The 25,417-nt window shown below is 64.7% G+C and carries 18 protein-coding genes; 9 read left to right on the forward strand and 9 right to left on the reverse strand.

Annotated features, from left to right (window positions below; translation table 11 throughout):
* Positions 1 to 246: 246 nt before the first annotated feature.
* The 5 genes from AB2U09_RS02275 to AB2U09_RS02295 all read right to left on the reverse strand — a co-directional run bounded on the left by AB2U09_RS02275 (position 247) and on the right by AB2U09_RS02295 (position 6,334).
* A complete protein-coding gene (locus AB2U09_RS02275; protein ID WP_459191062.1) occupies positions 247 to 1,050 on the reverse strand; it encodes a hypothetical protein in 804 nt (267 codons plus the stop codon).
* Positions 1,051 to 1,147: 97 nt separating this feature from the next.
* The gene (locus tag AB2U09_RS02280; RefSeq protein ID WP_459191063.1) at positions 1,148 to 2,149 is read right to left on the reverse strand and encodes a DUF8073 domain-containing protein; all 1,002 of its coding nucleotides are present in this window, start codon (positions 2,147 to 2,149) and stop codon (positions 1,148 to 1,150) included.
* Between the two features lie 187 nt (positions 2,150 to 2,336).
* On the reverse strand, positions 2,337 to 4,127 hold the full coding sequence (locus AB2U09_RS02285) for an archaea-specific SMC-related protein (RefSeq protein WP_459191064.1): 1,791 nt from the start codon (positions 4,125 to 4,127) through the stop codon (positions 2,337 to 2,339).
* Complete coding sequence (rdfA, locus tag AB2U09_RS02290) at positions 4,124 to 4,771, reverse strand: rod-determining factor RdfA (protein WP_459191065.1); 648 nt, start codon at positions 4,769 to 4,771, stop codon at positions 4,124 to 4,126. Before rdfA ends, AB2U09_RS02285 begins: the two co-directional genes overlap by 4 nt.
* Positions 4,772 to 5,038: 267 nt before the next feature.
* Entirely contained in the window at positions 5,039 to 6,334 is a 1,296-nt protein-coding gene (locus tag AB2U09_RS02295; protein ID WP_459191066.1) for an amidohydrolase family protein, read from the reverse strand.
* Between the two features lie 185 nt (positions 6,335 to 6,519).
* Here AB2U09_RS02295 and AB2U09_RS02300 point away from each other — a divergent pair, with 185 nt between their 5' ends.
* The 6 genes from AB2U09_RS02300 to AB2U09_RS02325 all read left to right on the forward strand — a co-directional run bounded on the left by AB2U09_RS02300 (position 6,520) and on the right by AB2U09_RS02325 (position 15,134).
* Positions 6,520 to 7,860, forward strand: a complete 1,341-nt coding sequence (locus tag AB2U09_RS02300; RefSeq protein ID WP_459191067.1) for a dihydroorotase — start codon at positions 6,520 to 6,522, stop codon at positions 7,858 to 7,860.
* Positions 7,861 to 7,956: 96 nt separating this feature from the next.
* On the forward strand, positions 7,957 to 9,216 hold the full coding sequence (gene thrC, locus AB2U09_RS02305) for a threonine synthase (protein ID WP_459191068.1): 1,260 nt from the start codon (positions 7,957 to 7,959) through the stop codon (positions 9,214 to 9,216).
* A 266-nt stretch (positions 9,217 to 9,482) separates the two neighbouring features.
* Entirely contained in the window at positions 9,483 to 10,913 is a 1,431-nt protein-coding gene (locus AB2U09_RS02310; RefSeq protein ID WP_459191069.1) for a uracil-xanthine permease family protein, read from the forward strand.
* A gap of 105 nt (positions 10,914 to 11,018) precedes the next feature.
* Positions 11,019 to 11,627 carry a (2Fe-2S)-binding protein gene (locus AB2U09_RS02315; RefSeq protein WP_459191070.1) on the forward strand — a complete coding sequence of 203 codons (609 nt, stop codon included), beginning with the start codon at positions 11,019 to 11,021 and terminating at the stop codon, positions 11,625 to 11,627.
* On the forward strand, positions 11,624 to 14,071 hold the full coding sequence (locus tag AB2U09_RS02320) for a xanthine dehydrogenase family protein molybdopterin-binding subunit (protein WP_459191071.1): 2,448 nt from the start codon (positions 11,624 to 11,626) through the stop codon (positions 14,069 to 14,071). The genes AB2U09_RS02315 and AB2U09_RS02320 overlap by 4 nt, the downstream gene beginning before the upstream one ends.
* Positions 14,072 to 14,213: 142 nt before the next feature.
* Positions 14,214 to 15,134 carry an EamA family transporter gene (locus AB2U09_RS02325; protein WP_459191072.1) on the forward strand — a complete coding sequence of 307 codons (921 nt, stop codon included), beginning with the start codon at positions 14,214 to 14,216 and terminating at the stop codon, positions 15,132 to 15,134.
* A 60-nt stretch (positions 15,135 to 15,194) separates the two neighbouring features.
* Here the strand turns inward: AB2U09_RS02325 and AB2U09_RS02330 are convergent, their stop codons facing one another.
* Positions 15,195 to 16,229, reverse strand: coding sequence for an LLM class flavin-dependent oxidoreductase (locus AB2U09_RS02330; protein WP_459191073.1), 1,035 nt, complete (start codon positions 16,227 to 16,229; stop codon positions 15,195 to 15,197).
* A 210-nt stretch (positions 16,230 to 16,439) separates the two neighbouring features.
* On the opposite strand from AB2U09_RS02330, the gene AB2U09_RS02335 reads away from it, so the two are divergent.
* Together AB2U09_RS02335 and AB2U09_RS02340 are read left to right on the forward strand one after the other, a co-directional pair.
* Entirely contained in the window at positions 16,440 to 16,982 is a 543-nt protein-coding gene (locus AB2U09_RS02335) for a (2Fe-2S)-binding protein (protein WP_459191074.1), read from the forward strand.
* Positions 16,969 to 19,422 carry a xanthine dehydrogenase family protein molybdopterin-binding subunit gene (locus AB2U09_RS02340; protein ID WP_459191075.1) on the forward strand — a complete coding sequence of 818 codons (2,454 nt, stop codon included), beginning with the start codon at positions 16,969 to 16,971 and terminating at the stop codon, positions 19,420 to 19,422. The genes AB2U09_RS02335 and AB2U09_RS02340 overlap by 14 nt, the downstream gene beginning before the upstream one ends.
* 91 nt (positions 19,423 to 19,513) lie before the next feature.
* Here the strand turns inward: AB2U09_RS02340 and AB2U09_RS02345 are convergent, their stop codons facing one another.
* From AB2U09_RS02345 to AB2U09_RS02355, 3 genes are read right to left on the reverse strand one after another with little or no spacing between them, the layout of a single operon-like run.
* On the reverse strand, positions 19,514 to 20,506 hold the full coding sequence (locus AB2U09_RS02345) for an ABC transporter permease (RefSeq protein ID WP_459191076.1): 993 nt from the start codon (positions 20,504 to 20,506) through the stop codon (positions 19,514 to 19,516).
* Complete coding sequence (locus tag AB2U09_RS02350) at positions 20,506 to 21,606, reverse strand: ABC transporter permease (protein ID WP_459191077.1); 1,101 nt, start codon at positions 21,604 to 21,606, stop codon at positions 20,506 to 20,508. The genes AB2U09_RS02345 and AB2U09_RS02350 overlap by 1 nt, the downstream gene beginning before the upstream one ends.
* Positions 21,603 to 23,273, reverse strand: a complete 1,671-nt coding sequence (locus tag AB2U09_RS02355) for an ABC transporter ATP-binding protein (RefSeq protein WP_459191078.1) — start codon at positions 23,271 to 23,273, stop codon at positions 21,603 to 21,605. The genes AB2U09_RS02350 and AB2U09_RS02355 overlap by 4 nt, the downstream gene beginning before the upstream one ends.
* A 283-nt stretch (positions 23,274 to 23,556) precedes the next feature.
* Between AB2U09_RS02355 and AB2U09_RS02360 the strand changes: the two genes are divergently transcribed.
* Positions 23,557 to 25,413 carry an ABC transporter substrate-binding protein gene (locus AB2U09_RS02360; RefSeq protein WP_459191079.1) on the forward strand — a complete coding sequence of 619 codons (1,857 nt, stop codon included), beginning with the start codon at positions 23,557 to 23,559 and terminating at the stop codon, positions 25,411 to 25,413.
* The last annotated feature ends 4 nt before the right edge of the window (positions 25,414 to 25,417 follow it).

Raw genomic sequence — 25,417 nt, forward strand, 5'->3', positions numbered from 1 at the left:
GGATGTCATGTGATTCTCGGGAGTTCTGGGTACTCTTTATATTATCCAAATATCCGTACCGTCGACGGCGTGGTCGTTCCATCCGCTCCCGGACAGGTACCAACCGCTGCGTGCCGGTTACGGGTACGTGTCGGATCTGGGTACCACTCCCTGCCAGTCGGGAAACACGGGAACTCGAACACACCTATTGCCACGTGCAAACACGGTGGCGTGCCACAGAGGGGGCACAGTAGCAACAGTAGTGTCTCAGTCTTCGATCAGCAGACTCCGACTGGTCACGAGATCGATGATGGCGTTGCTGTCCATGATCTCCGGGTCCGCCTCCTCGGGATCCGCCGTGACCGGATATCGCTTCACTCTGAAAACGTCGAGGGAGTTCCGGTTTTCGGTGACCGATTCGATCACCTCGATCCGTTCGTCGGTCGCGGTGTTCCGATACGTTCGACCGGGTTCCAGCCCGACGACCGGGACGTCGCTCGGCCACTCCCATCCGAAGTCGGTGACGTACTCGTCGAACTGCCAGATCAACTGTTCGGCGTCGATCGACTCGTCCATCGTGTTCTCGGTGAACTCCTCGAGCGTCCGGTCCCAGTAATCGACAACGCATTCTTTGAGGTCGGCTTGGAGCGCGTCGTCGGTCAGCTTCCGCTCGATCGGATAGCCGATCTCGATGGCAACGATGGCGTACTGATCGAGGTGGCTCAGACAGTGCTGACACTCGATTTCGAAGACCGAGAGGTCGAGCATATTCTCGACGGTCAGATGAGCGACTTCCGTCTCGCAGTTCGGACACCAGAGGAACAACACGCCGTTGTCCGCCGATAGTAGTTCGTCCAGGACGGTCAGATCGTCAAACGATTTCTCGGGCGGGTTCTGTCTGGTCACGTGCGAAGACGACTCGCCGGTCTCGATCCCTTCCCCCGCGAATTTCGCGAGCTCCCGGTCCTTGAGCAGGGATTTGATGACGGAATCGTTCGACGAATGCGATTCCTTCTCCCGAATCCTATCGATCTGTTTCTTCGTCCACTCTCGAACTCGAACCGTTGCCATTCGATTAAATCTTTCCTCACAGTACAATAAACGTTCTCACTACTGCAATATAAGTGTCTGATCGATCAATACCCGTCGTTCCGGAACGCGGCCTAACTCACTGATTTGGACCTTCCCGGTCCGCTTCCGATGACCCCGACTCGATCCGGCGGACGATCTCCGCGTTCGAGACCGTGATCTGGTCGGAGGCGAGCCGGTGGGAGACCAGATCGAGGAGATCGAACTCACGCAACAGCCGTCGAGCGCTGCTCTGGTTCATCTCGAGCTGTTGCTGTACTTCGTGAACCGTCTTCGACCTGTTGATGACGTCGGAAAGCCGCCCGACGGTCAGATCCCCCGATAACCCCAGACCGTCGGTGACCAGTTTCTCCTCACTATCTGTCTCTCCCTGGGCGAGTAACTCCGCGACGCGCAGGTCTGACAGTTCGTCGTCACTATCGTCGGTCGTCGAGCGAGCGGTCGCCTCTTCCGGGTGAGACGCGTCAGGGGTATCGGTCGTTGACCCGGTCGTACCGGACGCCCCGTCATCGGCAGTCGTGCCGGACTTGGGCGAGTACTCGTCCGCCCTGTCGTCTCGCTGATCTCGCTGCGTAGGTGACGCCGGACTGCTGTCGTGGGGGTCGTGGATGTCGTATTTGACCATGTGGCGCCGTACCGTCTCCGGCGTGACGTCGACGCCGAGTGCCTCGGTCATCTCCGGGAAGGAGTCGTATCTCTCGTAGACGGCCTTCAGGGCCTCCGGATCTTTGTACGACGGAGCGAGCTCCGATTGCGCCAACTGGTTCCGATCCGGGCTATCGTCCGCTGGCACGACGCCGTCCAGCGGGTCGGTTGCACTGTGTTCGTCGATAGACACCGAAACCTCCAGATCGGTAGTCAGACACTGGCCATCGGTGTCGAAATCGGCTGCGGCGATCGAAACGTTGTCACCGAGCGACGCGTCTCGAAGGATGGGGAGGCTGACTGCGAGTTCGGCGGTGAGCTCGTCGACGTATCCAGACGTTTCCCCGCAGAGCCGCACGTCACGTATCTCTGCCCCGGATTCCTCCAATTTCCCGAGTATCTTCGTGATCTCTCCGAAGGCTGGGCTAACGACCATACTCAATTTTCTAGGAGCAAGATACTATTATCTTGGGGAGATCGCAAATATTCCAAAACGAGTGTGCTCTACTATGGATAATAGGTAAAATAATTCAATAAGGTGCCTGCGACGTTCTCGCTCGATCCGCCCGCCGTTTCGCTGATCGGCTCTCTCCACCAAACAGCCTCGTGCGCTTCCCGCCGGATCAGTCGGCAGTCACGCGATCGTCGTGTGCTATCGTCCACTCCGTCGGATCGATCGAAGTTCCATCGAAGTCCGTGTACTCGGGATACGCGGTGAACACGAGGTATTCCGTCCGTTCCCGGAGATAGTCGATAAGCGTGTGCAGGTTCCCGTCGTCGAGTCCACCGATGCTGTCGACGAGCAGTAGTGGGACGGTCTCCGCGACGTCGAACGACTGCCGCCCCGCGAGGGCGGCGACGAACCCGATGAGTTCGAGTTCGCCCTCGCTGAGGGAATCGAGGCTCGCTTCCCGCCCGTCGCGAGCGACGACGATTTCGAAATCCCCGGTGAGTCGTGCAGTCTCGAATCCGGTATCGAACCGGGAGACGATCTCCTGCATCGCGTCGTCGAACGCCTCCCGTGCCTCGCGTTTGATCCGGTCCTTCCGGTTTCTGAGCGATTTTATCTCCTCCGTGATCGCATCGTGTTCGTCTTGTAGCTCGGTGACTCGCTCGGCGCGTGATTCGAGCTGTTCGAGCTCGTCGGTGGTGTCGTTGAGTTCGGCCTCTCTGAACTTGATCTCGCTCTCGACGTCCGAGAGCTCGTCCATCGTCTCGTCGACGCTCTCGGACAGCTCCTCAACCCGTGCGCTCGCAGCGTCGAGTCGGTCCCTGGCTTCGTCGAGACTCTGGCGTCGCTCGGCGAGCGTCTCCTCCAGGTCAGCGATTTCGGTCTCCAGATCCCGTTTGCGACGTTCCGCCTGCTTGATCTCCTCGCGTCGGGCCTCGAGTTCGTCGACTCTGTCCCGATACGTCTCGGTCTGCGCCCGCAGTTCTCGGTTCTTGGCACCGAGTTCGTCGAGTTGCTCCTCGATGTCTTCACGGGTGGCGTCGTTGCCACAGACCCAGCAGACGACGTCGTCGCCGGTGAGTTCGCGCTGAACGTCGGTGACGAGATCTAGCCGCTCCTCGTCGAGGACCAGCTCCGTCGCCGAGTACACCGACTGGAGCACCTCGAGATCACGTTTCGTCTCGGCGAGCCGGTCCCTCGCGTCCGCCAGGTCCGACTCGATATCGCCGCCGTCCTCGATCTCGAGCGAATCGAGCTCCTCCCGTCGGTCCGAAAGCCGCGCTTCGGTCCGCTCGATACTCTGTTCGAGCCGCTCGATCCGGCTCTCCGCCTCGTTCTGTTCGCTCCGGGCCTGACTGAGTTCCCGTCGGGTCGAGTCCGTCCCGTCGCCGTCCGGATCGGCGGACTGGATGGAGTCACGCTTCGCACGCAACTCCTCGATCTCGTCTTCGAGCCGCGTCACTTTCTCCTGGACGCCGGGGAGTCGCTTCTTGGCCGCTCTGGCCTGCGACAGTTCGTCGTCGACGCTCTCGCGCTGGCGCTTGAGGTCGGCGATACGCGCGTCGATGTTCTGGAGATCGAGCGGGCGCATCAGCACGTCTTCGAGGTTCTCGCCGTTGCGGACGGCCCGTCTGATCGGATTGCGGTCGTCCAGGCATGCGAACAGCTCCGCTCGGACGACGTCGTACTCGTCATTCAGCAGCGGCGTCCCGCTTCGGCGGACGGTCCCGTCCTCGCGATTCAACCGGACAGTCACCTCGCGGTCCGGCGTCTCCAGGTGGACGCGCCCTTCGTCTCGCCCCTCGGTCAGCTCCGTCGACGTCCCGAGGCCGGTCTTCAGCGCCTCGATGAAGCTCGATTTTCCCTGCCAGTTCGAGGCGCGGACGGCGTTGAGGCCCGGCTCGATAGTCGCCGTTCCCTCGAGTATCCCCGCTATCCGTTCGATGTCGATAGTCCATGTCATGATTCGTTCGATGAGGTCGGTGATTGGCTGTGTCGCTCGCAGACGTATCCACGCTCGAGCGCGACGTCGAACGGGACGCGTGTGGGACAGGAATCGCAGGTGAGCTGGATCTGGACTGTCACATCCGAATCGGCTCCGCCGGCGAGCTCCCCCTTCTTCGAAAGACTCGATAGCGCTTTCGCGGTCTTCTCGTTGGCCACCTCTTTGGCCTTCTCGATGCTTTCGCGTTCCCAGTCCGTACTCGCGGATTGTGGTTCCTTGTGGCCGTCGAGGCATTCCTGGAGATGGGTGCGCATCGTCCCCCAGGAAACCATACTCTGTTCGAGCCGTGACCCGTCGATCCCGTCTGCGCGCAGACTCTCGATAAGTTCCGCTTTTACGAGATCGTCGTCCCCGCGGAGCGTGCTGTAGTCGCTGTCCAGTCGTGCACCGAGCGTTTCCCGGTTGTGTTCGCCGTACACCTGGTTGAGAAGTCGTTTGTTGAACCAGTCGGTGAGGGATCGATAGCCCATGGCTGACTGGCCGCCAGTCCCTTTCCACCGGGCGAGGAGTCCTTCGTCGATGGACTCGTAGACGGGATCCGCCGAATCAAGCCCGTAGGCCGCTATCGTTGTCCCAACTTTGCACCCGTGATCAGCAGCCATTATCGGGAGAATAGTCGGTACAGTAATATAAGTATTGATCGAGCGTGTACGCTCCGTCTCCGCTCACGGTGGTGATAGCCGAATCGGACTGAAACTCGCGGTTAATTAACGAACTAAGTCTGTTAATCTTGCCTGGCTTGGTAGCCGGAATGGATTAACAAACTAAGTCCGTTAATCCAACTCAAGTTTCGATTCCCCACAACAGAGTTGCGAGTTCTGGTCGACCATTGCGGGGAGCGACTCGGAACTGATGTGCGCGAGGGACACTCACAGACGATCCCAGAGTTCGGCGCTCGCCGTCCCGACAGCGGCCATGTCCGTTTCGTCGACACCCTTCACTCCCGATGCGGGTTCGTAGACGACGTCACCGTCGACTATCGTCCTGGTCACGTCCGCGGTGCTCGCCGCGCTAACGATGTAGTACGGCGCACTCTCCGGTAGCACGGGATTGGGACCGAGGTCGAGCGTGACGAAGTCGCCGCGCTTGCCGACTTCGATGCTCCCGATGCGATCCTCCATGCCGAGCACTTCCGCGCTGCCGCTCGTCGCCCACCTGAGCGCCGCTGCGTCGTCGAACCCGCTCGGGTCGTTGTCCTTCAGTTTGTGGATCCCCGACGCCGACCGCATGGTCTCGAACATGTCGGGATCCCAGCCGTCGTCCCCTAGACCGATAGTCAGGCCCAGCTCGTCCATCGTCTCGATGTCGGCAACCCCGACCGCGTTGTTCGTGTTCGAGTAGGGGTTGTGCGCGATACCTACGTCGTTGTCGGCGAGGGTCGCGAGTTCGCGCTCCGTCGAGTGGACGCAGTGGGCGGCGATCACGTCCGCGTCGAAAAAGCCCATTTCAGCCAGCGCGGGCACGGGTCGCTCGCCATACTCCCTGATGGAATCGTGGACGTCGACGAGCCCCTCTTCGAGGTGGATCTGTATCGGCCGGTCGTCTTCGATGGCGCGCTTGGTACAGGCTTCGATCACGGATTCGGTGTTCGTGAACAGCGTATGGAGGCAGTAGTGGCCCGTGACGTCGTCGTAGTCCCGCTCGCCTTCGCGGACGAACCGACAGTTCTCTTCGATGCCAGCCATGGCCTCGTCCTCCGAGTGTCGCGCCGTCGTCTCGAAGGTCACCATCCCACGGATCGGCGTCTCGGCGACGCCCGCCGCGACGGCGTCGAGGGCGCCTGGGAGCGTGTTCGGACCGGAGTAATTGTCACAGAACGTGGTCACACCGCTCCGAAGCATTTCGACGCAAGACCCGAGCGCGGAGAGCCGGGCGTCACGCTCCGTGAACGCCTCGTCCACTTCCCACCAGATGTCGACCAGCGCCTCGTAGAAACTCTCCGGCTCCGCGGTCAGCGGTGCGCCCCGGATCGGCAGCGCGTACATGTGAGTGTGGCAATTGACGAGCCCCGGGATGACGACTTCGTCCCGAGCGTCGACATCCGCGCCTGCCGCGAAGCCGTCTTCGATATCGACGATCTCGCCGTCTTCGACGACGACGTGGACTTCTTCGAGCACATCGCTCGCCTCGTTCATCGTGACGAGCGTTCCTGCGTTGAGTATCACGTCTCCCGGGAAACCGCCGCTCGTCAAAAGTGTACTCGGTGCCAGATACCCGTGTCGCGACCGCCGGCCACAGATATGCGACGATCGTGTGTCGAGGTGGCAAATCCTGGCACATCCTTTGCCCCTGTGAATCTCCACCCACAGACACGCGAACTATCTTGTCGGTCTGGCGTAGTCGGAGAGACATGACCGACGTGCTCATCGAGCGGGCCCGGATCGTGACGCCCGAAGGCGTGACCCGCGGCGATATCGCCGTGGCTGACGGGATCATCGAGGCGGTCGGCCCGTCCGTCGCCGAGCGGAACGACGGCGCCACCGAAACGATAGCCGCCGAAGACCTGATCGCGATTCCGGGTGCGATCGACGTTCACACGCATATGCACGACGACGACCTGTTCCCGGCCGGGATCGATTTCGACTCACAGACGGCGAGCGCCGTCGCCGGCGGCGTCACCACCGTCGTCGAACTCCCGACGCAGACGCCGGTCACTACTCCGACCGCACTCGAGGAGAAAGCGGCGACCTGTGCGGATCTCGCACACGTCGACTTCGGCCTCGTCGCGGGCAACGTCACGGACCCCAACGTCGACGTCGCGGAACTGATGGCCGCCGGGACGCCGGAGTTCAAGACGTTCACCGCCGACCCGTACCTCGCGGACGACGAGTCCATCGCTGCCCTGATGCGCCGCGTCGGTGACGCCGGGGGCACTCTCCGCGTCCACTGCGAGACGCAGGGGCTCCTCGACGACGCGCGCTCGACGATCGACGGATCGGCCCCGGATGTGTACATGGACTCCCGACCCTTGGAAGCGGAACTCGACGCGATCAACCGGATGGGATACTTTGCCGAGTACGCGGGCTGTCCGCTGCACGTCGTTCATATCACGAGCGGGAGCGGCGCGCGGGAGGGCGGGCGGTTCGCGTCGCGGGCGAACGTTCCCGTCACGCTGGAGACTTGCCCGCAGTACCTCGCGTTCTCGAAGGCCGATGTCGCCGAGAAGGGACCGTTCCTGAAAGTAAACCCGAGCCTGAAATCCGAGCGCGAGCGCGAGCGCCTCTGGGACGCGCTCGCCGACGGGACGATCGATCTGGTCGCCACCGACCACTTCCCGACCTACCGGGAGAATCGCGAGTGCGGCTGGGAGGACATCTGGGAGCCCTACGCGGGCCTGCCGGGCGTCGAAACGATGGTCGAGTTCCTCGTCAGCGAGGGTGTCCACGCGGGACGGCTCTCCTGGCCGCGCCTCCACGAACTCCTCTGCGCCGCGCCCGCGCGTCGCGCTGGTGTCTACCCACGAAAGGGGACGCTGTGCGTCGGGACCGACGCCGACATCACGCTGATCCGTAAGACCGACTACGAGGTACGCGCCGACGACCTTGCGTTCGTTGGGGGCTGGACGCCCTTCGAGGGGCGCCGCTGGAGCGCACGGGTCGACACGGTCCTCGCCGGCGGCGAAGTCGTCGCCCGTGATCACGACGTGTACTCCGAGCCCGGTCGCGGGTCGTTCCTCGACCGTACGCGCTGAGCCGAGGTGGCAACACGGGTTCGTGGCGGTTGACAGCCCGAAAGAGGGGGGAGTGGCAACCCGTCGCTTAAGTCCCCCCTCCGCATGGGCTACGGCATGGCGATGGAGCACGTCGAGACGCTGGAGTGTACGATCTGCGGAATAGAGTACGACCCCGATCAGGTCATCTACACCTGTCCCGAACACGAGGGTGTCAAGGGGGTCCTCGAGGTCACCTACGACTACGACGTCGTCGACGAGAACTTCGACGCCGACCTCGACGGCGATATCCGGAGTCAGTGGAAGTACGAGGCGTTCCTCCCGGTCGACGACGACGCGGAACCGGTGACGCTCAACGAGGGCGGAACAGACCTGTTCGACGCGCCGAACCTCTCGGAGGCGCTCGGGGTCACGACGCTCGTCAAGGACGACGGCCGGAATCCGACCGGCTGTTTCAAAGACCGCGCTAGCTCGATTGCGGTGACGAAGGCCCGCCACGCGGGACGAGACATCATCACCTGCGCGTCGACCGGTAACGCCGCCGCTTCACTGTCGGGGTACGCTGCCCGTGGCGGTCTCGCCTGTCGCATCTTCGTTCCGGGTGACGCACCGACGGGCAAACTCGCGCAGCCGCTGGTCTACGGCGCGGACGTCCTCGCGGTCGAGGGGAGCTACGACGAGGCGTACGACCTCAGCGTGGCGGTGACGGAGAAATACGGCTGGTACAACCGCAACGCCGCGATCAACCCCTTCCAGGTGGAGGGCAAGCGGACCGTCGGGCACGAGCTCGCCGAGCAGTCGGTCGTCCGCGGCGAGGTACCCGACTGGGTCGTCTTCTCGATGGGCGACGGCTGCACCATCGCCGGTGCCTGGAAGGGCTTCAGGGAGTTCTACGAGCTGGGCTACGTCGACGAGCACCCGAAGATGCTCGGCGTGCAAGCCGAGGGAGCATCGGCTATCCACGACGCCTTCCACGAGCACGACGACGTGGACGACGTCGCCGAGACGGTCGCCGATTCGATCGCGGTCGGCCGCCCGCGTAACACGATCAAGGCCTGCCGGGCGCTCGAAGAGAGCGGCGGAACTGCCGTTCTGGTGAGTGACGACGAAATCCTCGAAGCCGAGAAACTACTCGGCAGCACGGAAGGCATCTATTCCGAGCCCGCGGGTGCGACGCCCGTCGCCGGCGTCAGGACCGCCCTCGACGAGGGCATCATTGCCGCAGACGAGACGGTTGTCGTCGCGTCGACCGGGTTCGGACTCAAAGATACTGCGAGCGCCGAACGGGCGACGAGCGGCGTCGAGCGCGTCGCCCCCGATATCGCCGAAGTCGAAGCGCTGTACGGGTCGGCCGAGGAAGCCGCCGCCGGCGACTGAGCGGCCCGCCCCCTTCGGCGGCTAGCCTTCGGTCGAGTCTCTCCGTCCTCGCACATCTCACACATTCTCCGACTGGTGTCTGTGTGGCACGGGCAGCAATTCCTCGTCTGCCGGGGTGATCGACGCCGCAGGACTATGCACAAAACCAAATTATTGCAGTAATTATGACTCACATGTTTGTGATCGAAAGTCGAAATCAGTCACCTATGGGTGTATTAGGTCGGTAATAGTGAACTTTGAAAGGTCGGGCTTCTGGACGTGAGGCCATGAGCAGTTCAGAGGCCACCTCGTCAGGTGGCGACTCCGTCGTACTGTACGACATCGAGGACAGGCCGCCGTTGGGCGAGGCGATCCCGCTCGGGATCCAGCACGTCCTCGCGATGTTCCTCGGCAACGTCGCGCCGCCGCTGATCCTCGCCGGCGCGGTCGGTTCGGTCACCGGCGAGACGACGTTCCTCGTCCAGATGGCGCTCATCGTCGCCGGCGTCTCGACTATCGTGCAGGCGTATCCTATCGGACCCGTGGGCGCGCGGCTCCCCGTCGTGATGGGAACCAGTTTCGCGTTCCTGACGCCGCTCATCGGGATCGGCAACCAGTTCGGAATCGCCGCTGTCTTCGGCGCGTCGCTGGTCGCGGCGCCCGTCGAGATGGTCATGGGCGTCTCGCTCGACCGCTTCCGGGAGTACTTCCCGCCGCTGGTGACCGGTATCGTCGTGATGCTCATCGGACTGACGCTCATTCCGACCGGGATGAACTACGCGGCCGGCGCCTCGGCCGGACCATCGGCCGAGGGGTACGGATCGTTCGCGAACCTCGGGCTCGCGGGCCTCGTACTCCTGATCACGGTCGGCCTGAATCAGTTTTTCGACGGATTCTTCCGGGTGATCAGTGTCTTCGTCGGCATCGTTGTCGGCTACCTCGTTGCGCTCGCGATGGGCATGGTCGACCTCTCGGCGGTGACCTCGGCTGGGTGGATAACTGTTCCAGTCCCGCTCAAGTACGGTCTCGCATTCGAACCGAGCGCGATCGTTACCGTCGCCTTCCTCTACGTTATCACCGGGATGGAGACGATCGGTGACATCTCCGGAACCGTCGCGGCGACCGGCCGGGACGCCACCCACGAGGAGATCCGCGGCGGGCTGATCGCCGACGGCGTTATGAGCGCGCTCGGCGCGATCTTCAATGCCTTACCGAACACGTCTTTCTCCCAGAACGTCGGTCTCGTGAATTTTACTGGCGTCGCGAGCCGCTACGTCGTCGGAATCGGGGGCGTCGTGTTACTCGTCCTCGGGTTCGTGCCGAAGGTCGGCGCCGTCGTCTCGGCGATGCCCGACGCGGTGCTTGGTGGGGGCGCGCTGATCCTGTTCGCGATGATCTTCTCCTCGGGCGCCCGGATCATCGTGCGGAATGTCGAGCTCGACCACCGGAACTCGACCATCCTCGCGGTCTCGATGGCACTTGGGCTGGGCGTCGCGTTCCGCCCGGAGGTCCTCCAGCAGTTCCCCAGCGAGGTGCAGACGCTGTTCGGCTCGGCGCTCGTGACTGGTGGTATCGCCGCGCTCGTGCTCAACGTCGTGTTACCCGGCGGTGGCGTGGGGACGGGGCCGACTGACTACACCGACGGGCTGGCGCCCGAAACGCCGTCTGACGTCGACGAGGACCTCTCCGACGCCCCGTCACCGACCCAGGATGACTGAGAGCGACGATACGGGCCGTGCCCGCACAGTACCGAACGACTACGCTCCCGTCGAACCCGCTCATCGCGCGGTCGAACGGGGCCGACACCGTAACCGACAGAAACCATGGAAATCGACATTACGTTGAACGGCGACGAACGGACCTTCGAGGCGAACCGCTCTGACTCGCTGCTGGACGTGCTCCGGCGCGAGGGGTACACTGGCGCGAAACGTGGCTGCGACACGGGCAACTGCGGGTTCTGCACCGTCACGATCGACGGCGAGCCGGCGAAGTCCTGCATCGAGCCGGTCGCGACGGTCGACGGCGCCGAAGTCGAGACTGTCGAGAACCTCGGCACGCAGGACGACCTCCACCCCGTCCAGGCCGCGTTCGTCGACAACGCCGCCCTCCAGTGTGGGTTCTGCATTCCCGGGATGATCATGCGTTCGAAGGAGTTCGTCGAGGACAATCCCGACCCGACGCGGGAGGAGATCAGGGATGCGCTCTCGGAGAACCTCTGTCGCTGCACCGGCTACGAGAAAATCCTCGACGCCGTCGAGGACGCCGCCGAGCGGATGCACGGCGACGCGGCGGTTGCGGCCGACGGCGGGCACTCTCTGCCCGATGGGGAGTGCGCCCCGACCGATAGGTCCCCAGCCGATGGGGGGCGATCCCCGGGTGACGGGCCACTGCGCCCGGACTGTAACTCGACGGACGGAGGTGCGGACGAATGAGCCGGACCGACGAGCAGGAGGACGGGGACGGTCCCTCCGGGTCGGCCTCGGAATCGGTGGTGTCGGACGATCCGTTGGAGTGGGATGAGGCGCCGAACAACCGGAAGTCCCCCGAGGAGCGACAGGTCATCTCGGACCGCGAGGAGAAAGACGACGGCCGCAAGATCGTCACCGGCGAGGCGAAGTACACCGCCGACTACGCCGGCGAGTTCCAGGACCTCGCGGAGGCACACATCGTGCGCTCGGACGTCGCCCACGGCGTCGTCGAGGAGATCGACGCGTCCGAAGCCGAGGCGATGGACGGCGTCTATGCGGTGATCACTCCCGACTCCCCCGAGGTTCCCGACAAACCGTACACGTCCGCGGGGCAGTCGTACCCGGAGCCGACGCCCTGGGACCTCCGCGTGCTCCAGCGAACGGCTCGCTACGTGGGCGACCCCATCGCCGCCGTGGCGGCCGTCGATGGCGAGACCGCGAGCAGAGCCGCACGGAAGATCGACGTCACCTACGACGAGCGCGAGGCGGTCATCGACACGGAGACGGCGATGGATCCTGACGCCCCGCAGATCCACGACGGCGAACGGATCGAGAACACCCAGCCCGGCGCGGACTACGAGCGCAACATCGAGTCCCACGTCGAGGGGGAGATCGGAGACGTCGAGACGGCTTTCGAGGACGCCCAGGTGCGCGAGGACCGCACGGTCGTCGAGACGGAGTGGACGACGCCGTACCAGTCTCACTGCGTCCCCGAACCACACGCGACGATCGCCCACCGCGACCAGGACAATCGCTATCACCTCATCACGAGCACGCAGGTCCCCTTCCACACGCGCCGACAGCTCGCGCACCTGTTCGACGTGCCGATCCGCGACGTACGAGTGTCGAAGCCGCGGATCGGGGCCGGATTCGGCTCCAAGCAGGCCATGGTGGTCGAGCCGATCGCGATGGCGCTCTCGGACGCTGCCGACCGACCGGTCAAGGTCGAGACGACGCGGCGCGAGCAGTTCCACGCGATGCGCTTTCGCCGGCCTGCGACGATGCGACTGCGGAGCGTCGTGACCGACGCGGGCGACATCGAAGCTATCGACCTGTCCGTCGTGACGAACTCCGGCGCTTACGGTCCCCATGGCATGACCGTGACCAACTCGATCGGGAAGAAGCCGCTCCCCCTCTACACGAACACGCCGAACATCCGCTTCGAGGCGCGCGCCGTCCACACTAACCTCCCAGTCGCGGGAGCGATGCGCGGGTACGGTGCCCCGCAGGGGCACTTCGCGCTCGAAGGCCACGTCGACGAGATCGCCCGCGAACTCGATATGGATCCGCTCGAACTCCGGACGCGGAACCGCATCGGCGAGGGCGACCTCGACGTGGCGTCGGGCATCCTCAACGACGAGGGGGACGGCCGGCGGATCCGCTCGTGCGGGCTCGGCGAGTGCATCGCCCGCGGGAAGGCGGCCATCGGCTGGGACAACCTCGACCAGCCCGAGGCGGATCACCTGCACCGCGCCTGCGGCGTCGCCCTGACGATGCAGGGCAGCGGCGTCGCCGGGGACGAACTCGGGACCGCCCACATCAAGATGAACGAGGACGGCTCGTTCATCCTCCAGACCGGCGCGGTCGACACCGGTCCCGGCGCCGACACCGTGATGTCGCAGATCGCCGCGGAGGTGCTCGGTGTGCGACCCGAGGACGTCGTCGTCCAGCCGTCGGACACGGACATCTCGCCGTTCGACTACGGCGCCTACGCCTCCTCGACGACCTACGTCACCGGCCACGCGGTCAAGAAGGCGGCCGAGGAGGCCCGCGAGACGCTCTTCGAGTTCGCCGAGCGGCTGCTCGACGCGCCCGCGACCTCGCTCGTCACGCGCGACGGAGCGGTCCGCGACGAGGAGACCGGCGAGTCGGTCACGCTGGAGGAGATCGGCTACGAATCGATTTATGGCGACGAGGTGCGCGCGCAGGTGATGGGGGAGGCGAGCCACTCCACGGAAGAGTCGCCGCCGCCCTTTGGTGCGCAGTTCGCCGACGTGACGGTGGACGAACGCACCGGCGAATTCGAGGTGAACGAGCTGGTGTTCGCCGTCGACTGCGGCGTCGCGATCAACCCGGCGCTCGCCGAGGGCCAGGTCGAGGGCGCGATGCACATGAGCTACGAGCTGGCCGTCGGCGACGGGCTCCCGTTCGACGAGGAGGGGAAGCCGGAGGTCCTCGGGTTCCGCGAGTACGACATGCCGACGACGGCCGACCAGCCGCCGCTGGAGTCGATCCTCGTCGAGACCCACGAGCCGACGGGACCGTTCGGCGCGAAGTCCGTGGCAGAGGTCCCCACGAACGCGGTGCCGCCGGCGCTGAGCAACGCCATCCGGGAGGCCGTCGGGGTTCGGATCACCGACCTCCCGATCACCGCCGAGAAAATCCGGGCCGCGCTCGACGACCAGTGACGGCCGCAGCGCCTCTCAAACTCACTCGGAGAACCCGTCTGGGTGATTCCATCCGCCAGGCCGCGATCACCTCGACAACTCCCTCACGCCCTTGCTATCGATCGGTGGAAGGCAGACACCGTGGACACCGGGGCGATCCGACATGACGCTTGTCACCGGGCGGGCGCTCGTGTATCTGCTGGCGCTGACGCCGGCGGTGTTCTGGGGCGTCTCGTCGGTGCTGTCGAAGCGGGGGTTCGCCGCCGGAGGGACGACGCTCCAGGCGACGCTGGTCGTCGTCGGCATCGACGCCGCGCTTTACTGGCTGGTCCTGCTGGCCCGGCAGGGACCACGGGCGTTCGCGGGGCTGACGCCGGTCGCGGCGGCGACGTTCCTCGCTGCCGGGGCGCTTGGCACCGCTCTCGGCAGGCTCTCGGTCTTTGCGGGGATCGACCGCGTGGGCGCGAGCGTCAACAGCGCGGTCATCAGCACGCGCCCGCTGTTCGCGGCGCTGCTCGCCGCCGGCTTCCTCGGTGAGTCTATCACACCGTCGATCGCCGTCGGAATCGCGGTACTCGTCGCGGGGCTCGCCGTCCTCGCGCTTGCGCGCGGCGGCGACATCGAGGGGTGGCACGCCTCGGAACTGCTGTTCCCGCTCGCGGCCGCGGGCTGTTTCGCGGTCGGCAACGTCCTGCGGCGGTTCGGACTCGGAGTCGCGGAGACGACGGTCTTCGAGGCCGTCACGATCAACGCCTCTGCGGCGGTCGTCGTTCTCGTCGCCTACGTACTCGTCGTGGGTGACAACCAGGTACGGTCGGCGTCGCGTGAGTCGTACCGATATTTTGCAGCGAGCGCAGTGTTTACAGCGATTTCGATCCTCGCGCTGTTCACCGCGCTGTCACTGCCGGATGGTCGGGTAGCGGTTGTCGACGCGCTGGCGGCGACGTCGCCGCTGTTCACCGCCGCGTTCTCCGCGCTGTTCCTGCGCGACCTCGAACGCGTGACTCGCGGCGTCGTCGTCGGCGCGGTCGTCGTGGTCCTCGGCGTCGTGGTCATCACGAGCGGCGGTGCGCTGTTGGGGTAGCGTTCGGGAGGGAGACTGCGTATCGCAAGAACGGACGGGGGACGCCTCGGCGATCCTGGCTCAGAGGTAGCCGTCGGCGAACTCGTCGATCATCAGTTCTCGGTCGTCGCCGAGCGGGTAGAGGACGGGGCACTGACAGCCGTTTTCGGCGTACTCGCGGACCTTCTCCCGGCACTGTTCGGGCGTCCCGCTGGCGGTGAGCTTGTGGACGACCTCGTCGGGGATGAGCTCCATCCCCTCCTCGATGTCCTCCTTGTCGGCCGGCCAGCCGCCGATGGCCTCGCCCACCTCGTCGATGAGGTCTTGACTGACGCCGCTGGCTTTCATGATGTGTGGTTGCTGGCCGAGGTACTGCGTGATGAGTTCGCGCGCGTTATCGAGTGCCACGTCCACGTCGTGGTCCATCGAGCAGACGACGAGCTGCGGTCGGTCGATGTCTTCGAGGCTCCGGCCGCCGCGCTCGGCGCCCTCCTCCAGCGCGTCGAGCGCCTTCTGGTTGTACTCGGGGCTGACGAGGTAGTTCAACACGGCGCCGTCGGCAAAGTGGCCGGTCAGCTCCAGCATCTTGAACCCGGTCGCGCCGACGTACACGGGGACGGTCCGCGGCCCGGCGTCGCCGTGGACGACGTCCAGTTCCACGTCGCGCATCTGGACGAACTCGCCGTCGTACGTAACGTTCTCCATGTCGAGCAGGTCCTGTGTGACCTCGACGCACTCCCGCATGGCCCGGAGCGCCCCGTCGCGGTCGATGCCGACCTTCTCGGCCAGCGGGTCCCACCAGGCGCCGACGCCGCAGAGGATACGGTCCGGGCCGGCCAGTTCCTCCAGCGTGCTCATCGTCTGGGCGATCAGTGCCGTGTTGCGCGTCCAGTTGTTGATGACACCCGTCCCGAGTTTGATCTCGTCGGTGACGGCCGCGTAGGCCCCCAGCGGCGTCACGCCGTCGCGGGCGAGCCGCGATTCGGCCTGCCAGATTTCGTCGATCCCCTGCTGTTCGGCGTACTGCACCAGTTCGACGTTCGATTCCAGAGAGTGCTTGTCCTGCAGGTAGATGCCCACGCGGTCGCCTCTCTCGAAGACCTGTCTGTCGCTCATGAGACGGGAGAATTTCACGAATGGCCGGTAAATAGATTCGGGCCGGGACAGTCGCACACGGGTGTGTCGCGACACACGTGGGGGATGTGGCTATGCCACAGACACGCAGCAACGAGATATTGGGGTCTGAGGGGGTCAGCCCATACATATTAGTGCACTCCTGATCCACCGCACACGCATGCGATCATCCGACCGAGTGGAGGGCCACCTATGGAGGTAACGACCACTGTCAACGGCGAATCGACGACTATCGAGGCACGGGAGGACGAGGACCTCGCGTCCGCGCTCCGACACAACGGGTACACCGGCGTCAAGTGCGGCTGCGACGGCGGCGACTGCGGCGCGTCGACGGTCCTCGTCGACGGCGAAGCGACGATGGCCTGCGACTTGACGGCGACCGCCGCCGAAGGACGAACCATCGAAACGATCGCGGCGCTCGGCACGCAGGACGACCTCCATCCGCTCCAGCAGTCGTTCGTCGACAATTTCGCGGTCCAGTGTGGCTTCTGTGTCCCGGGCATGATACTGGCGGCGAAGGCGCTGCTCGACGACAACCCGGACCCGACGGAAGCGGAGGTACGAGCGGCCATCGACGACGTGGTCTGCCGGTGTACCGGCTACCAGAAACAGGTCGAGGCGGTACTCGACGCCGCCGCTCGCGTCCGGGACGGCCACTCGGTCGCGACGGACGGCGGCGCGGTGTCGACGTCGCGCTCGTGCGACGACCCATGTAGGGGTGATGGCCGTGAGTGACGACGCTCCCGACGCGAAGCCCGACGGCGGCTCCACCTCGCAGTCGCCAGCGGGGGAGGTCGAGGAGTTCGAGGACCACCCGCTCGAATGGGACGAGCCCGAGAACAACAGGAAAGCGCCGGACGAACGCGCGAGCGTCTCCCGGCGGACGGAGAAAGACGACGATCGGAAGCTCGTCACCGGGCAGGCCAAATACACCGCCGACTACGAGCGACAGTTCCCGGACCTCGCCCACGCCGCGGTCGTCCGCAGCGAGATCCCTCACGGCTTCGTGACCGAAATCGAGACGGAGGCCGCGGAGGCGATGGACGGCGTCCACGCCGTTCTCACGCCGTGGTCCGACGCCGTCCCGGACGCGAAGTACACGAGCGCGGGCCAGTCATACCCCGAACCGAGCCCGTGGGACATGCAGGTCCTCAACGAGCACGTCCGCTACGTCGGCGACCCGATCGCCGCGGTCGCCGCCAAGGACGCCGCGACGGCCGAAGCAGCGGCCGACGCGATCGAGGTCGAGTACGAGGAGAGAGAGTTCGTGCTCGACCCCGAGGAGGCCTACGACGCGGAGGCGCCGCGGCTGTTCGACGACACCGAAGTCGAAAACGAGATCGTCGGCCACGACTACGAGCGCAACCGCATGGCCAGCATCGAGGGTGAGGTTGGCGACGTCGAGGCAGCGCTGGAGGCCGACGACGTCCACGTCCACGAGACCGAGTGGGAGACGATCCGCCAGTCCCACGCCAACGTGGAGAAACACACGTCGCTGGCCTATACCGACGAGGACGACCGGATCGTCGTCGTGACGAGCACGCAGGTCCCGAATCACACTCGCCGGCAGATCGCCGATCTCTTCGACGTACCGATCCGCGACGTGCGGGTGAAGAAACCGCGCGTTGGCGGCGGCTTCGGCGGCAAACAGGCGATGGTAATCGAGCCCATCCCGCTCGCACTGTCGCTCGCCGCCGACCGGCCGGTCATCTACGAGGCCAGCCGTGAGGAGGAGTTCGGCGCCATGCGCTCGCGCCACCCGATGAAACTCCGTACCCGCTCCGCCCTCACCGAGGATGGCGAGATCCGGGCGCTCGACGTCTATGCCCTCTCGAACACCGGCGCCTACGGGAGCCACGGGATGACCGTCGCCGGTAACGTCGGCAGCAAGCCGCTACCGCTGTACTCGAAGGTTCCCAACGTCCACTTCTCTGCCGACATCGTCCACACGAACACGCCCCAGACTGGCGCGATGCGTGGCTACGGTGCCCCGCAGGGGACGCTCGCACTCGAGGGACACCTCGACGAGGTCGCCCGGCAACTCGATCTCGACCCGATCGAACTGCGACAGGACCACTACATGGAGGTCGGCGACATCGACGAGATCGCGGGGATGATGGGCGGCGAGGGCGCCGAACGCCGCATCCGCTCGTGCGGGCTCGACGAGTGCGTCGAACGCGGCAAGGCGGCCATCGGCTGGGACAATCTCGACCAGCCAGACGAGGACCACCTGCATCGCGGGATCGGCATGGCGCTGTCGGCTCAGGGGACCGGCGTCGCTGGCGACGAGCTCGGCGCCGCCCAGATCATGATGAACGAGGACGGATCCTTCCACCTCAAGGTCGGCGGCGTCGATATCGGGACCGGTGCCGACACCGCGTTCATCCAGATCGCCGCGGAGGTGCTCGGCTGCGACGAGGACGACATCGTCGTCGAGTCCTCCGATACCGACGTGACGCCGTTCGACTACGGCGCGTACGCGTCCTCGACTACCTACATCAGCGGCGCGGCAGTCAAGAAGGCGGCCGAGGACGCCAAGGAGGGCATCCTCGAATGGGGGTCGCGACTCCTCAACGAACCGGTCGAGGCGCTCGTCACCGCCGACGGCGAAGTGCGCAGCACGGAGACCGACCGGTCGGTCACGTTCGAGGAGGTGGGCTACGAGGCGGTCTACGGTGACGAGGAGCGCGAGCACATCCTCGGCCAGGGGAGCCACTCGACGGAGGAGTCGCCGCCGCCGTTCGCCGCACAGTTCGCCGACGTGACCGTCGACGCGGAGACCGGCGAGTTCGAGGTGAACAAGTTAGTGGTCGCAGTTGATTGCGGCGTCGCTATCAACCCCGGCATGGCGGAGGGGCAGGTCGAAGGCGGCAACCACATGAGCTACGAGATGGCCACCCGAGAAGGAGTCACGATCAACGACGAGGGCCGCGTTGAGGTGTCGGACTTCGACGAGTACGACTTCCCGACCGCGACCGAATCCCCGCCGATCGAATCTATCCTCGTCGAGACCCACGAGCCGACGGGACCGTTCGGCGCGAAGTCCGTGGCAGAGGTCCCCACGAACACCGTTCCGCCCGCGCTGAGCAACGCCGTCAGGGAGGCCGTCGGCGTTCGCATCACCGAGATGCCGATCACTCCCGAAAAGATCCGCTCCGCGCTTGACGACGACTGACGCTCGCCACCGCACTGTTTCGGTCGCATGACCCCGCGAGACTTCGACAGAAATGATTAGGGGGCGGCCCGTTCTGACGAGGACGAGCCGATTAATCGGTCTCGCGGCTGTACGCCTCCAATAACGCGGAGGGGACGGCGATCCGATCGCTTTTGGTGTGTGCGACGGCGTACGCGAGGACGGCGATGGTCGCCAGGTAGGGATAGGTCCCCATGATCTGCGGGTTCATGAGGAAGTCGATGACGGGATTGAGGGCGCCCGCGAACGGGGTATCGGGCCCGAGCGAGGGGTCGAGCGACTGCGACCGGAGCTGCAGCGCGTCGAGGAGGCCGAACAGGTACGCGCCGAGGATCATCCGGCTCGGCCGCCACTGGGCGAAGATGACCAGCGCGACGGCAATCCACCCGCGGCCAGCGGTCATCCCGTTGACCCACAGCTGCGAGTACGACAGCGAGAGATGCGCGCCGGCCGCGCCGGCGAACCCACCGCCGACGACGACGGCGAGATACCGGAGTTTGAATACCGATACCCCCATCGTGTCGGCCATTTCGGGGTCCTCACCGACCGAGATCAGCTCCAGCCCGATGTTCGAGCGGTACAGGAAGTACCACACGACGGCGACGAGCGCGAGTGCGATGTAGTCCGTCGCCGTGCTCCGGAAGAAGGCCTCGCCGACGACGGGGATTCCGACGAGGTACTGGCCCACCAGCGGGAACGTCATCTGCGGGAAGCCATCGATCGACTCCTCGACCCAGCCTGACCCGAAAAACGACGTGAGTCCGGTACCGAGCAGCGTCAGCATGACGCCACTGATCACCTGATTGGATTTGAGGGTGATACAGAGGAACGCGTGTACCAGCGCGAGGGCCATCCCGAGGACGATCCCGACGCCGAACCCGAGCCAGTAGCTCCCGGTGACGACGGTGGTGACGAACCCGCCGAGCGCGCCGACCAGCATCATTCCCTCGACCCCGAGGTTGAGTACGCCTGCCCGCTCGCTGATGAGCTCCCCAAGGCCGGCCAGCAGGAGCACGGTCGCCGCCTGGACCGTTGCGTCGAGCAGGCCGGCGAGGAAGGAGACCATCAGGCCTCACCTCCCCGGGGTTCGACCGCGGCCCCGCTCGGTTCGCCGCCGAAGTCCAGACTGACGCGGTAGTTCTTGAAGAACTCCGCGGTGATCAGAAAGAGGATGACGAGCGCCTGGATGATCTCCACCAGCGCGGCGGGTACGCCGAACGCGACCTCCATGCTCGACCCGCCGACGAATAGGACGGCAAAGAACAGGCCGGCGAGCAGCACCTTGAACGCGCTGTTGCGGCCGAGCAGGGCGATCGGGATCGCGGTGAAGCCGTACCCGGGTTCGAACCCGGCGCGATGTCGACCCTGTACGCCGGCGATCTCGCTGACACCGCCCATCGCCGCGAGCGCGCCACCGATCACGAACACCAGCATGTACACCTTGTACGTGCTCATCCCAGCCTGCCGGGCGGCTTCGTCGTTCGACCCGACGAAGGTGATCTCGAAGCCGAGCCGAGACTTGCGCAACAGGACGTAGGTCGCCACGACCGCGAGAACCGCGACGAGCAGGCCGGCGTGGACGCCGGCGAACAGTTCTGGGATCGTCGCGGCGTCGGAGAACCGGTCGGACTGCGGGAAGTTACCCAGTCCGCCCTGCATCGGCCCACGTAGGAGGTAACTCTGGATCTCGAGGGCGACGAACGTCAGCAGTAGCGACGTGATGATCTCGTTGACGTTCCACGTCGCACGCAGCCACGCCGGGATCCCCGCCCAGATCCCGCCAGCGACGACCGCTGCGGCGAACATGAGGGGAACCAGCGCGACGCCGGGGAGCGAGAGGCTGATGCCGACCCACGTCCCGGCGAGTGCGCCGACGACGAGTTGCCCTTCGGCGCCGATGTTGAACAGCCCTGCCTTCAGCGGTAGATACACCGCCAGTCCGGTGAGGATCAACGGCACTGACTTGACGAGTGTCTCCGTGACGCCAAATTCGCTGGTGAGTGTGTCGACGAACATCGTCCAGTACGCCGCGCCCGGGTCGACACCGAGCGCGACTAGTGCGATCGCACTTACGGTGAGCGCAGCCAGAATGGTGAAAAGCGGCGCCGCGTACGCTAACCACAGCGGGACGTTCTCACGGGCCGCCACGTCGACCTCCACGTTCATTGCGCCTCACTCCCCCGTTCGGGTCCTTGCCCGGCGGTCGCTGCGGCCGACCCACCGCGATCAGCTTCCCCACCGCCAGTCATCTCCAGACCGACCTGTTCCCGGTCTGCTTGTTCGGGCGTGGTCTCGTGGACGATTTCGCCCTCGTAGATGACGAGGACACGGTCGCTCAGGTCGAATATCTCGTCGAGGTCTTCCGAGAGGAGCACGATACCCGTGCCCTCCGTCCGCTGGTCGAGGAGCGTCTCCCTGATGTACTCGATGGCCCCGACGTCGACGCCCCGGGTTGGCTGGTTCGCGACGAGCAGGTCCGGGTCACGGTGTATCTCGCGCGCGAGGATTAGCTTCTGGAGGTTCCCGCCGGAGAGTTCGCCGGCCTCTGTCTCGGCGACGTCGTGGACCCCGCGGACATCGAACGCCTCGACCAGCGCCTCGGCGTGTGCGCGGAGTTCTTCGTAGTCGAGGACGGCCCCGCTGCCGTACTGGTCGTCGCGGAAATCCTTCATCGCGGCGTTGTGCATCACAGAGAGGTCCGCGCCGCACCCATAGCGGAGACGATCCTCGGGAACGAACGAGACGCCGCTCTCGACGAACGCTCTGGGTTCGGCTCCTGTGACGTCGGCGCCGTCGACAACTAGCTCCCCCGCCGTCAACTCGCGCAGGCCGGCCAGGACTTCGGCCAGTTCCTTCTGTCCGTTCCCGCTCACACCCGCGATCCCAACCACCTCACCCTGATGAACTGTCAGGTCGATGCCCGAGAGGGCTTCGATCCCCCGGTCGTCCTCGGCTTCGAGGCCGTGAGCCCGGAGGACCGGTTCACCCAGTTCAGCCGGTTCCCTGTCGAGCTCGAACAATACTTCCCGACCGACCATCATCTCGGCGAGATCTGATCGAGTCACCGCAGACACGTCGACCGTCCCGACGTTTTCGCCCTTGCGAAGGACCGTCACCCGGTCGACGATCGACTCGACCTCCGTGAGCTTGTGCGTGATGAAGATGATCGAGAGGCCCTCGTCGGTGAGCCGTTCCAGCGATTCGAAGAGCCGCTCGGCCTCGGTCGGGGTGAGGACTGCCGTCGGTTCGTCGAGGATGAGCAGATCCACGTCCCGGTAGAGGGCTTTGAGTATCTCGACGCGCTGTTGCTGGCCCACGTCGAGTTCCCAGATCTTCGCGCCGACGTCGATGTCGAACCCGTACCGGTCGGCCAGACCCTGGATCCGTTTCTCGGGAACCTCGAGCCCGAGAGAGAGCTGCCCAGCCAGCGTCTGCACGAGTTTGTTCGACCGCAGGGACTCGGGAACCCAGCTCCCCTCATCGGTGTCCTCCCGGAACATCGCCGCGGGCTCGCGTTCCCCCAGTACGACGTTCTCGGCGACGGTCAATCGCGGAGTTAGCATGAAGTGCTGGTGAACCATCCCGATGCCGGCGTCGATCGCGTCCTGTGGCGAGGTAAGATCAAGCCGCTCACCGTCGAGATAGATATCGCCGTCATCCTGGGAGTAGAGCCCGTAGAGAATCTTCATCAGCGTACTTTTACCGGCGCCGTTCTCACCGAGCAAGCCGTGTATCTCGCCGCGCTCGACCGAAAGGTCGACACGGTCGTTCGCTACCACTCCCGGAAACTCCTTCAGGATCCTCTCCATCTGGAGGAAAGTTTGTTCAGACATAGGCAGCGTTCCTGGACCGGTATCCACGAACGACGCCCATAACTGTTTCTAATAGCCAAAATATCTCGCAATCGACGCCATTTGTCACATCCTAGTGTGCCACTCTCGACTCACTGACCACACGAGCGTGTGGACGCACTCACCGCGTTGTCGCCCGCGCCAATATGACCCCACTGGAGACGTGTGTATCAGGCCTTATACAGAGGAGACACCTTACAGGACAAGGGGAGAAATATATCGTACTAGTGGCCAGCTATAAGTAGCAACTATCGATGTGACGCCTATGGCCAGAGACTTGGACCGACGACGGTTCCTGACTGGTGTGGGTGCCGTCGCGACGACTGCGGTCGCCGGTTGTTCGGATGGCAGGCCGACCGGAGACGATACTACTGCCGATCCTGCCGGAGGCGACGATACTCATACCGACACGAACGGCGAAACGACCGGGACGACTGATGCAGAGACCGACCTGACGGCGGACACCGACGGGCAACTCCAGATGCTACAGGGCCCGATGGCGACGCTAGACCCGATCGGTATCTCGGGGCAACGGGAAGCCTGGGTAAACTGGCAGATCCACGAACGACTGTTCACGTACGTGGCTGGAACTCTCCCAGCGACTGGAGCGCTCGCCACAGACTACACCGTCTCGGACGACTACCTGACCTACGAGTTCACGCTGAAAGAGGGCGTCACGTTCCACGATGGAAGCGAGCTCACAGCAGCGGACGTGGTCTACTCGTGGCGGCGTCTCGCCGAGTCCGAAAACAACCGCAACTCGGAGAACCAAATCGTCGGGAACGTGATGAACATCGCTCACGATGAGACTGAGGACGGGGCCATCGTCCCGGATTCGATGGAACTCGAAGCGACGGGCGACTACACGCTAGAAATGACTCTCGAGACGCCGTTCCACAGCACGCTCGGACATCTCACGAATCTCCTGTTTTCCGTGATCCCGGAGGGGGCCGTCGGGGACATCGAGGGGTACGAGGGTGAGTTCGAGTACGACGAGTGGGTATCGACCCACGCAACCGGCACGGGCCCTTTCCAACTGGAGTCGTGGAGTCGCGGAAGCGAAGTCACGATATCGCGATTCGAGGAGTACCACGGGTCGGTCGCGAATCTCGACGGCATTCGCTGGCAGACCGTCGAGGATCCGAACGCTCGCTACACTCGCGCCGTCAACGAGCAAAACGCCGACATCTTCACGATACCGCGGTCTCAGTTCACTCCCGGCAATCGATCTATCGAGGACGATCTCGGGGGTGCAAGGCGGAGCGGGACGTACGGACCAGTCAACGGGACGACGCTCAACTACGGCGAGGCGGGCCTCCCCCGGACGCAGTATCTGATATTCCACACACTCAACGTCGAAAAGCCGGCGAGACGGGCTATCGCTCACGCACTTAATCACCGCGTGGTGACCGAACAGGCGACACAGGGGCTGGGGCAGCCGGCGTACTTCATCACGCCGCCGGTGGCGTTTCCCGGCGGGCCGGACAACTACCACGACATCGCCGAGAGCGAGTACCCGTACGGGTACGACAGTTCGAACATCCAGGCGGCCCGTGAGCTCATGGAAGCGGCCGGTTACAGTGCGGACAACCCCTACGAGACCTCGATCATGTACCCCTCGGACTCCCAGACGTCCCAGTGGGAGGCAGTGGCAAACTACCTGCGCGATCTGGGGGAAAGCGTGCATATCGATCTGGAGCTAGAGTCGTCACCGGGATCGACGTTGACGAACCGGGCGATCAACGGCGACTTCGACATCTACTGTTCGTACAACGCGCTGAAGTGGATGGAAGCGGACTCGACGCTCCAGTACGCCTACCCGAACAGATACACGTGGACCCGGTGGGGCCAGGCCGAAGACGGCACGACCGATGCGGCCGTGGAGGCCGCCGACGCGTGGGTCAAATACGAGGAGAACCGGGAGCCGACCGAGGAGGCACAGACGGCACGCAACGAGGCGTATCTCACCATGGAACGCGCCAACTGGGAAGACGTGACCGAACTGCCGCTGTGGCACCCGACTGACCAGGTGTACTGGTACGACTGGGTCGAGAACTACGAGGTCAACGGGCCGATGAATCGGCCCACGCTGAACGACATCTCGCTCGCTGACCGGTCCTAACGAC

It is taken from the genome of Halosimplex yunnanense (genome assembly GCF_054504345.1).

Bases quoted from the DNA above. Each gene is read 5' to 3' on its own strand.
- AB2U09_RS02275 (WP_459191062.1), bottom strand. From the start codon at position 1,050: ATGGCAACGGTTCGAGTTCGAGAGTGGACGAAGAAACAGATCGATAGG.
- AB2U09_RS02280 (WP_459191063.1), bottom strand. From the start codon at position 2,149: ATGGTCGTTAGCCCAGCCTTCGGAGAGATCACGAAGATACTCGGGAAA.
- AB2U09_RS02285 (WP_459191064.1), bottom strand. From the start codon at position 4,127: ATGACATGGACTATCGACATCGAACGGATAGCGGGGATACTCGAGGGA.
- rdfA (WP_459191065.1), bottom strand. From the start codon at position 4,771: ATGGCTGCTGATCACGGGTGCAAAGTTGGGACAACGATAGCGGCCTAC.
- AB2U09_RS02300 (WP_459191067.1), top strand. From the start codon at position 6,520: ATGACCGACGTGCTCATCGAGCGGGCCCGGATCGTGACGCCCGAAGGC.
- thrC (WP_459191068.1), top strand. From the start codon at position 7,957: ATGGCGATGGAGCACGTCGAGACGCTGGAGTGTACGATCTGCGGAATA.
- AB2U09_RS02310 (WP_459191069.1), top strand. From the start codon at position 9,483: ATGAGCAGTTCAGAGGCCACCTCGTCAGGTGGCGACTCCGTCGTACTG.
- AB2U09_RS02315 (WP_459191070.1), top strand. From the start codon at position 11,019: ATGGAAATCGACATTACGTTGAACGGCGACGAACGGACCTTCGAGGCG.
- AB2U09_RS02320 (WP_459191071.1), top strand. From the start codon at position 11,624: ATGAGCCGGACCGACGAGCAGGAGGACGGGGACGGTCCCTCCGGGTCG.
- AB2U09_RS02325 (WP_459191072.1), top strand. From the start codon at position 14,214: ATGACGCTTGTCACCGGGCGGGCGCTCGTGTATCTGCTGGCGCTGACG.
- AB2U09_RS02330 (WP_459191073.1), bottom strand. From the start codon at position 16,229: ATGAGCGACAGACAGGTCTTCGAGAGAGGCGACCGCGTGGGCATCTAC.
- AB2U09_RS02335 (WP_459191074.1), top strand. From the start codon at position 16,440: ATGGAGGTAACGACCACTGTCAACGGCGAATCGACGACTATCGAGGCA.
- AB2U09_RS02340 (WP_459191075.1), top strand. From the start codon at position 16,969: ATGGCCGTGAGTGACGACGCTCCCGACGCGAAGCCCGACGGCGGCTCC.
- AB2U09_RS02345 (WP_459191076.1), bottom strand. From the start codon at position 20,506: ATGGTCTCCTTCCTCGCCGGCCTGCTCGACGCAACGGTCCAGGCGGCG.
- AB2U09_RS02350 (WP_459191077.1), bottom strand. From the start codon at position 21,606: ATGAACGTGGAGGTCGACGTGGCGGCCCGTGAGAACGTCCCGCTGTGG.
- AB2U09_RS02355 (WP_459191078.1), bottom strand. From the start codon at position 23,273: ATGTCTGAACAAACTTTCCTCCAGATGGAGAGGATCCTGAAGGAGTTT.
- AB2U09_RS02360 (WP_459191079.1), top strand. From the start codon at position 23,557: ATGGCCAGAGACTTGGACCGACGACGGTTCCTGACTGGTGTGGGTGCC.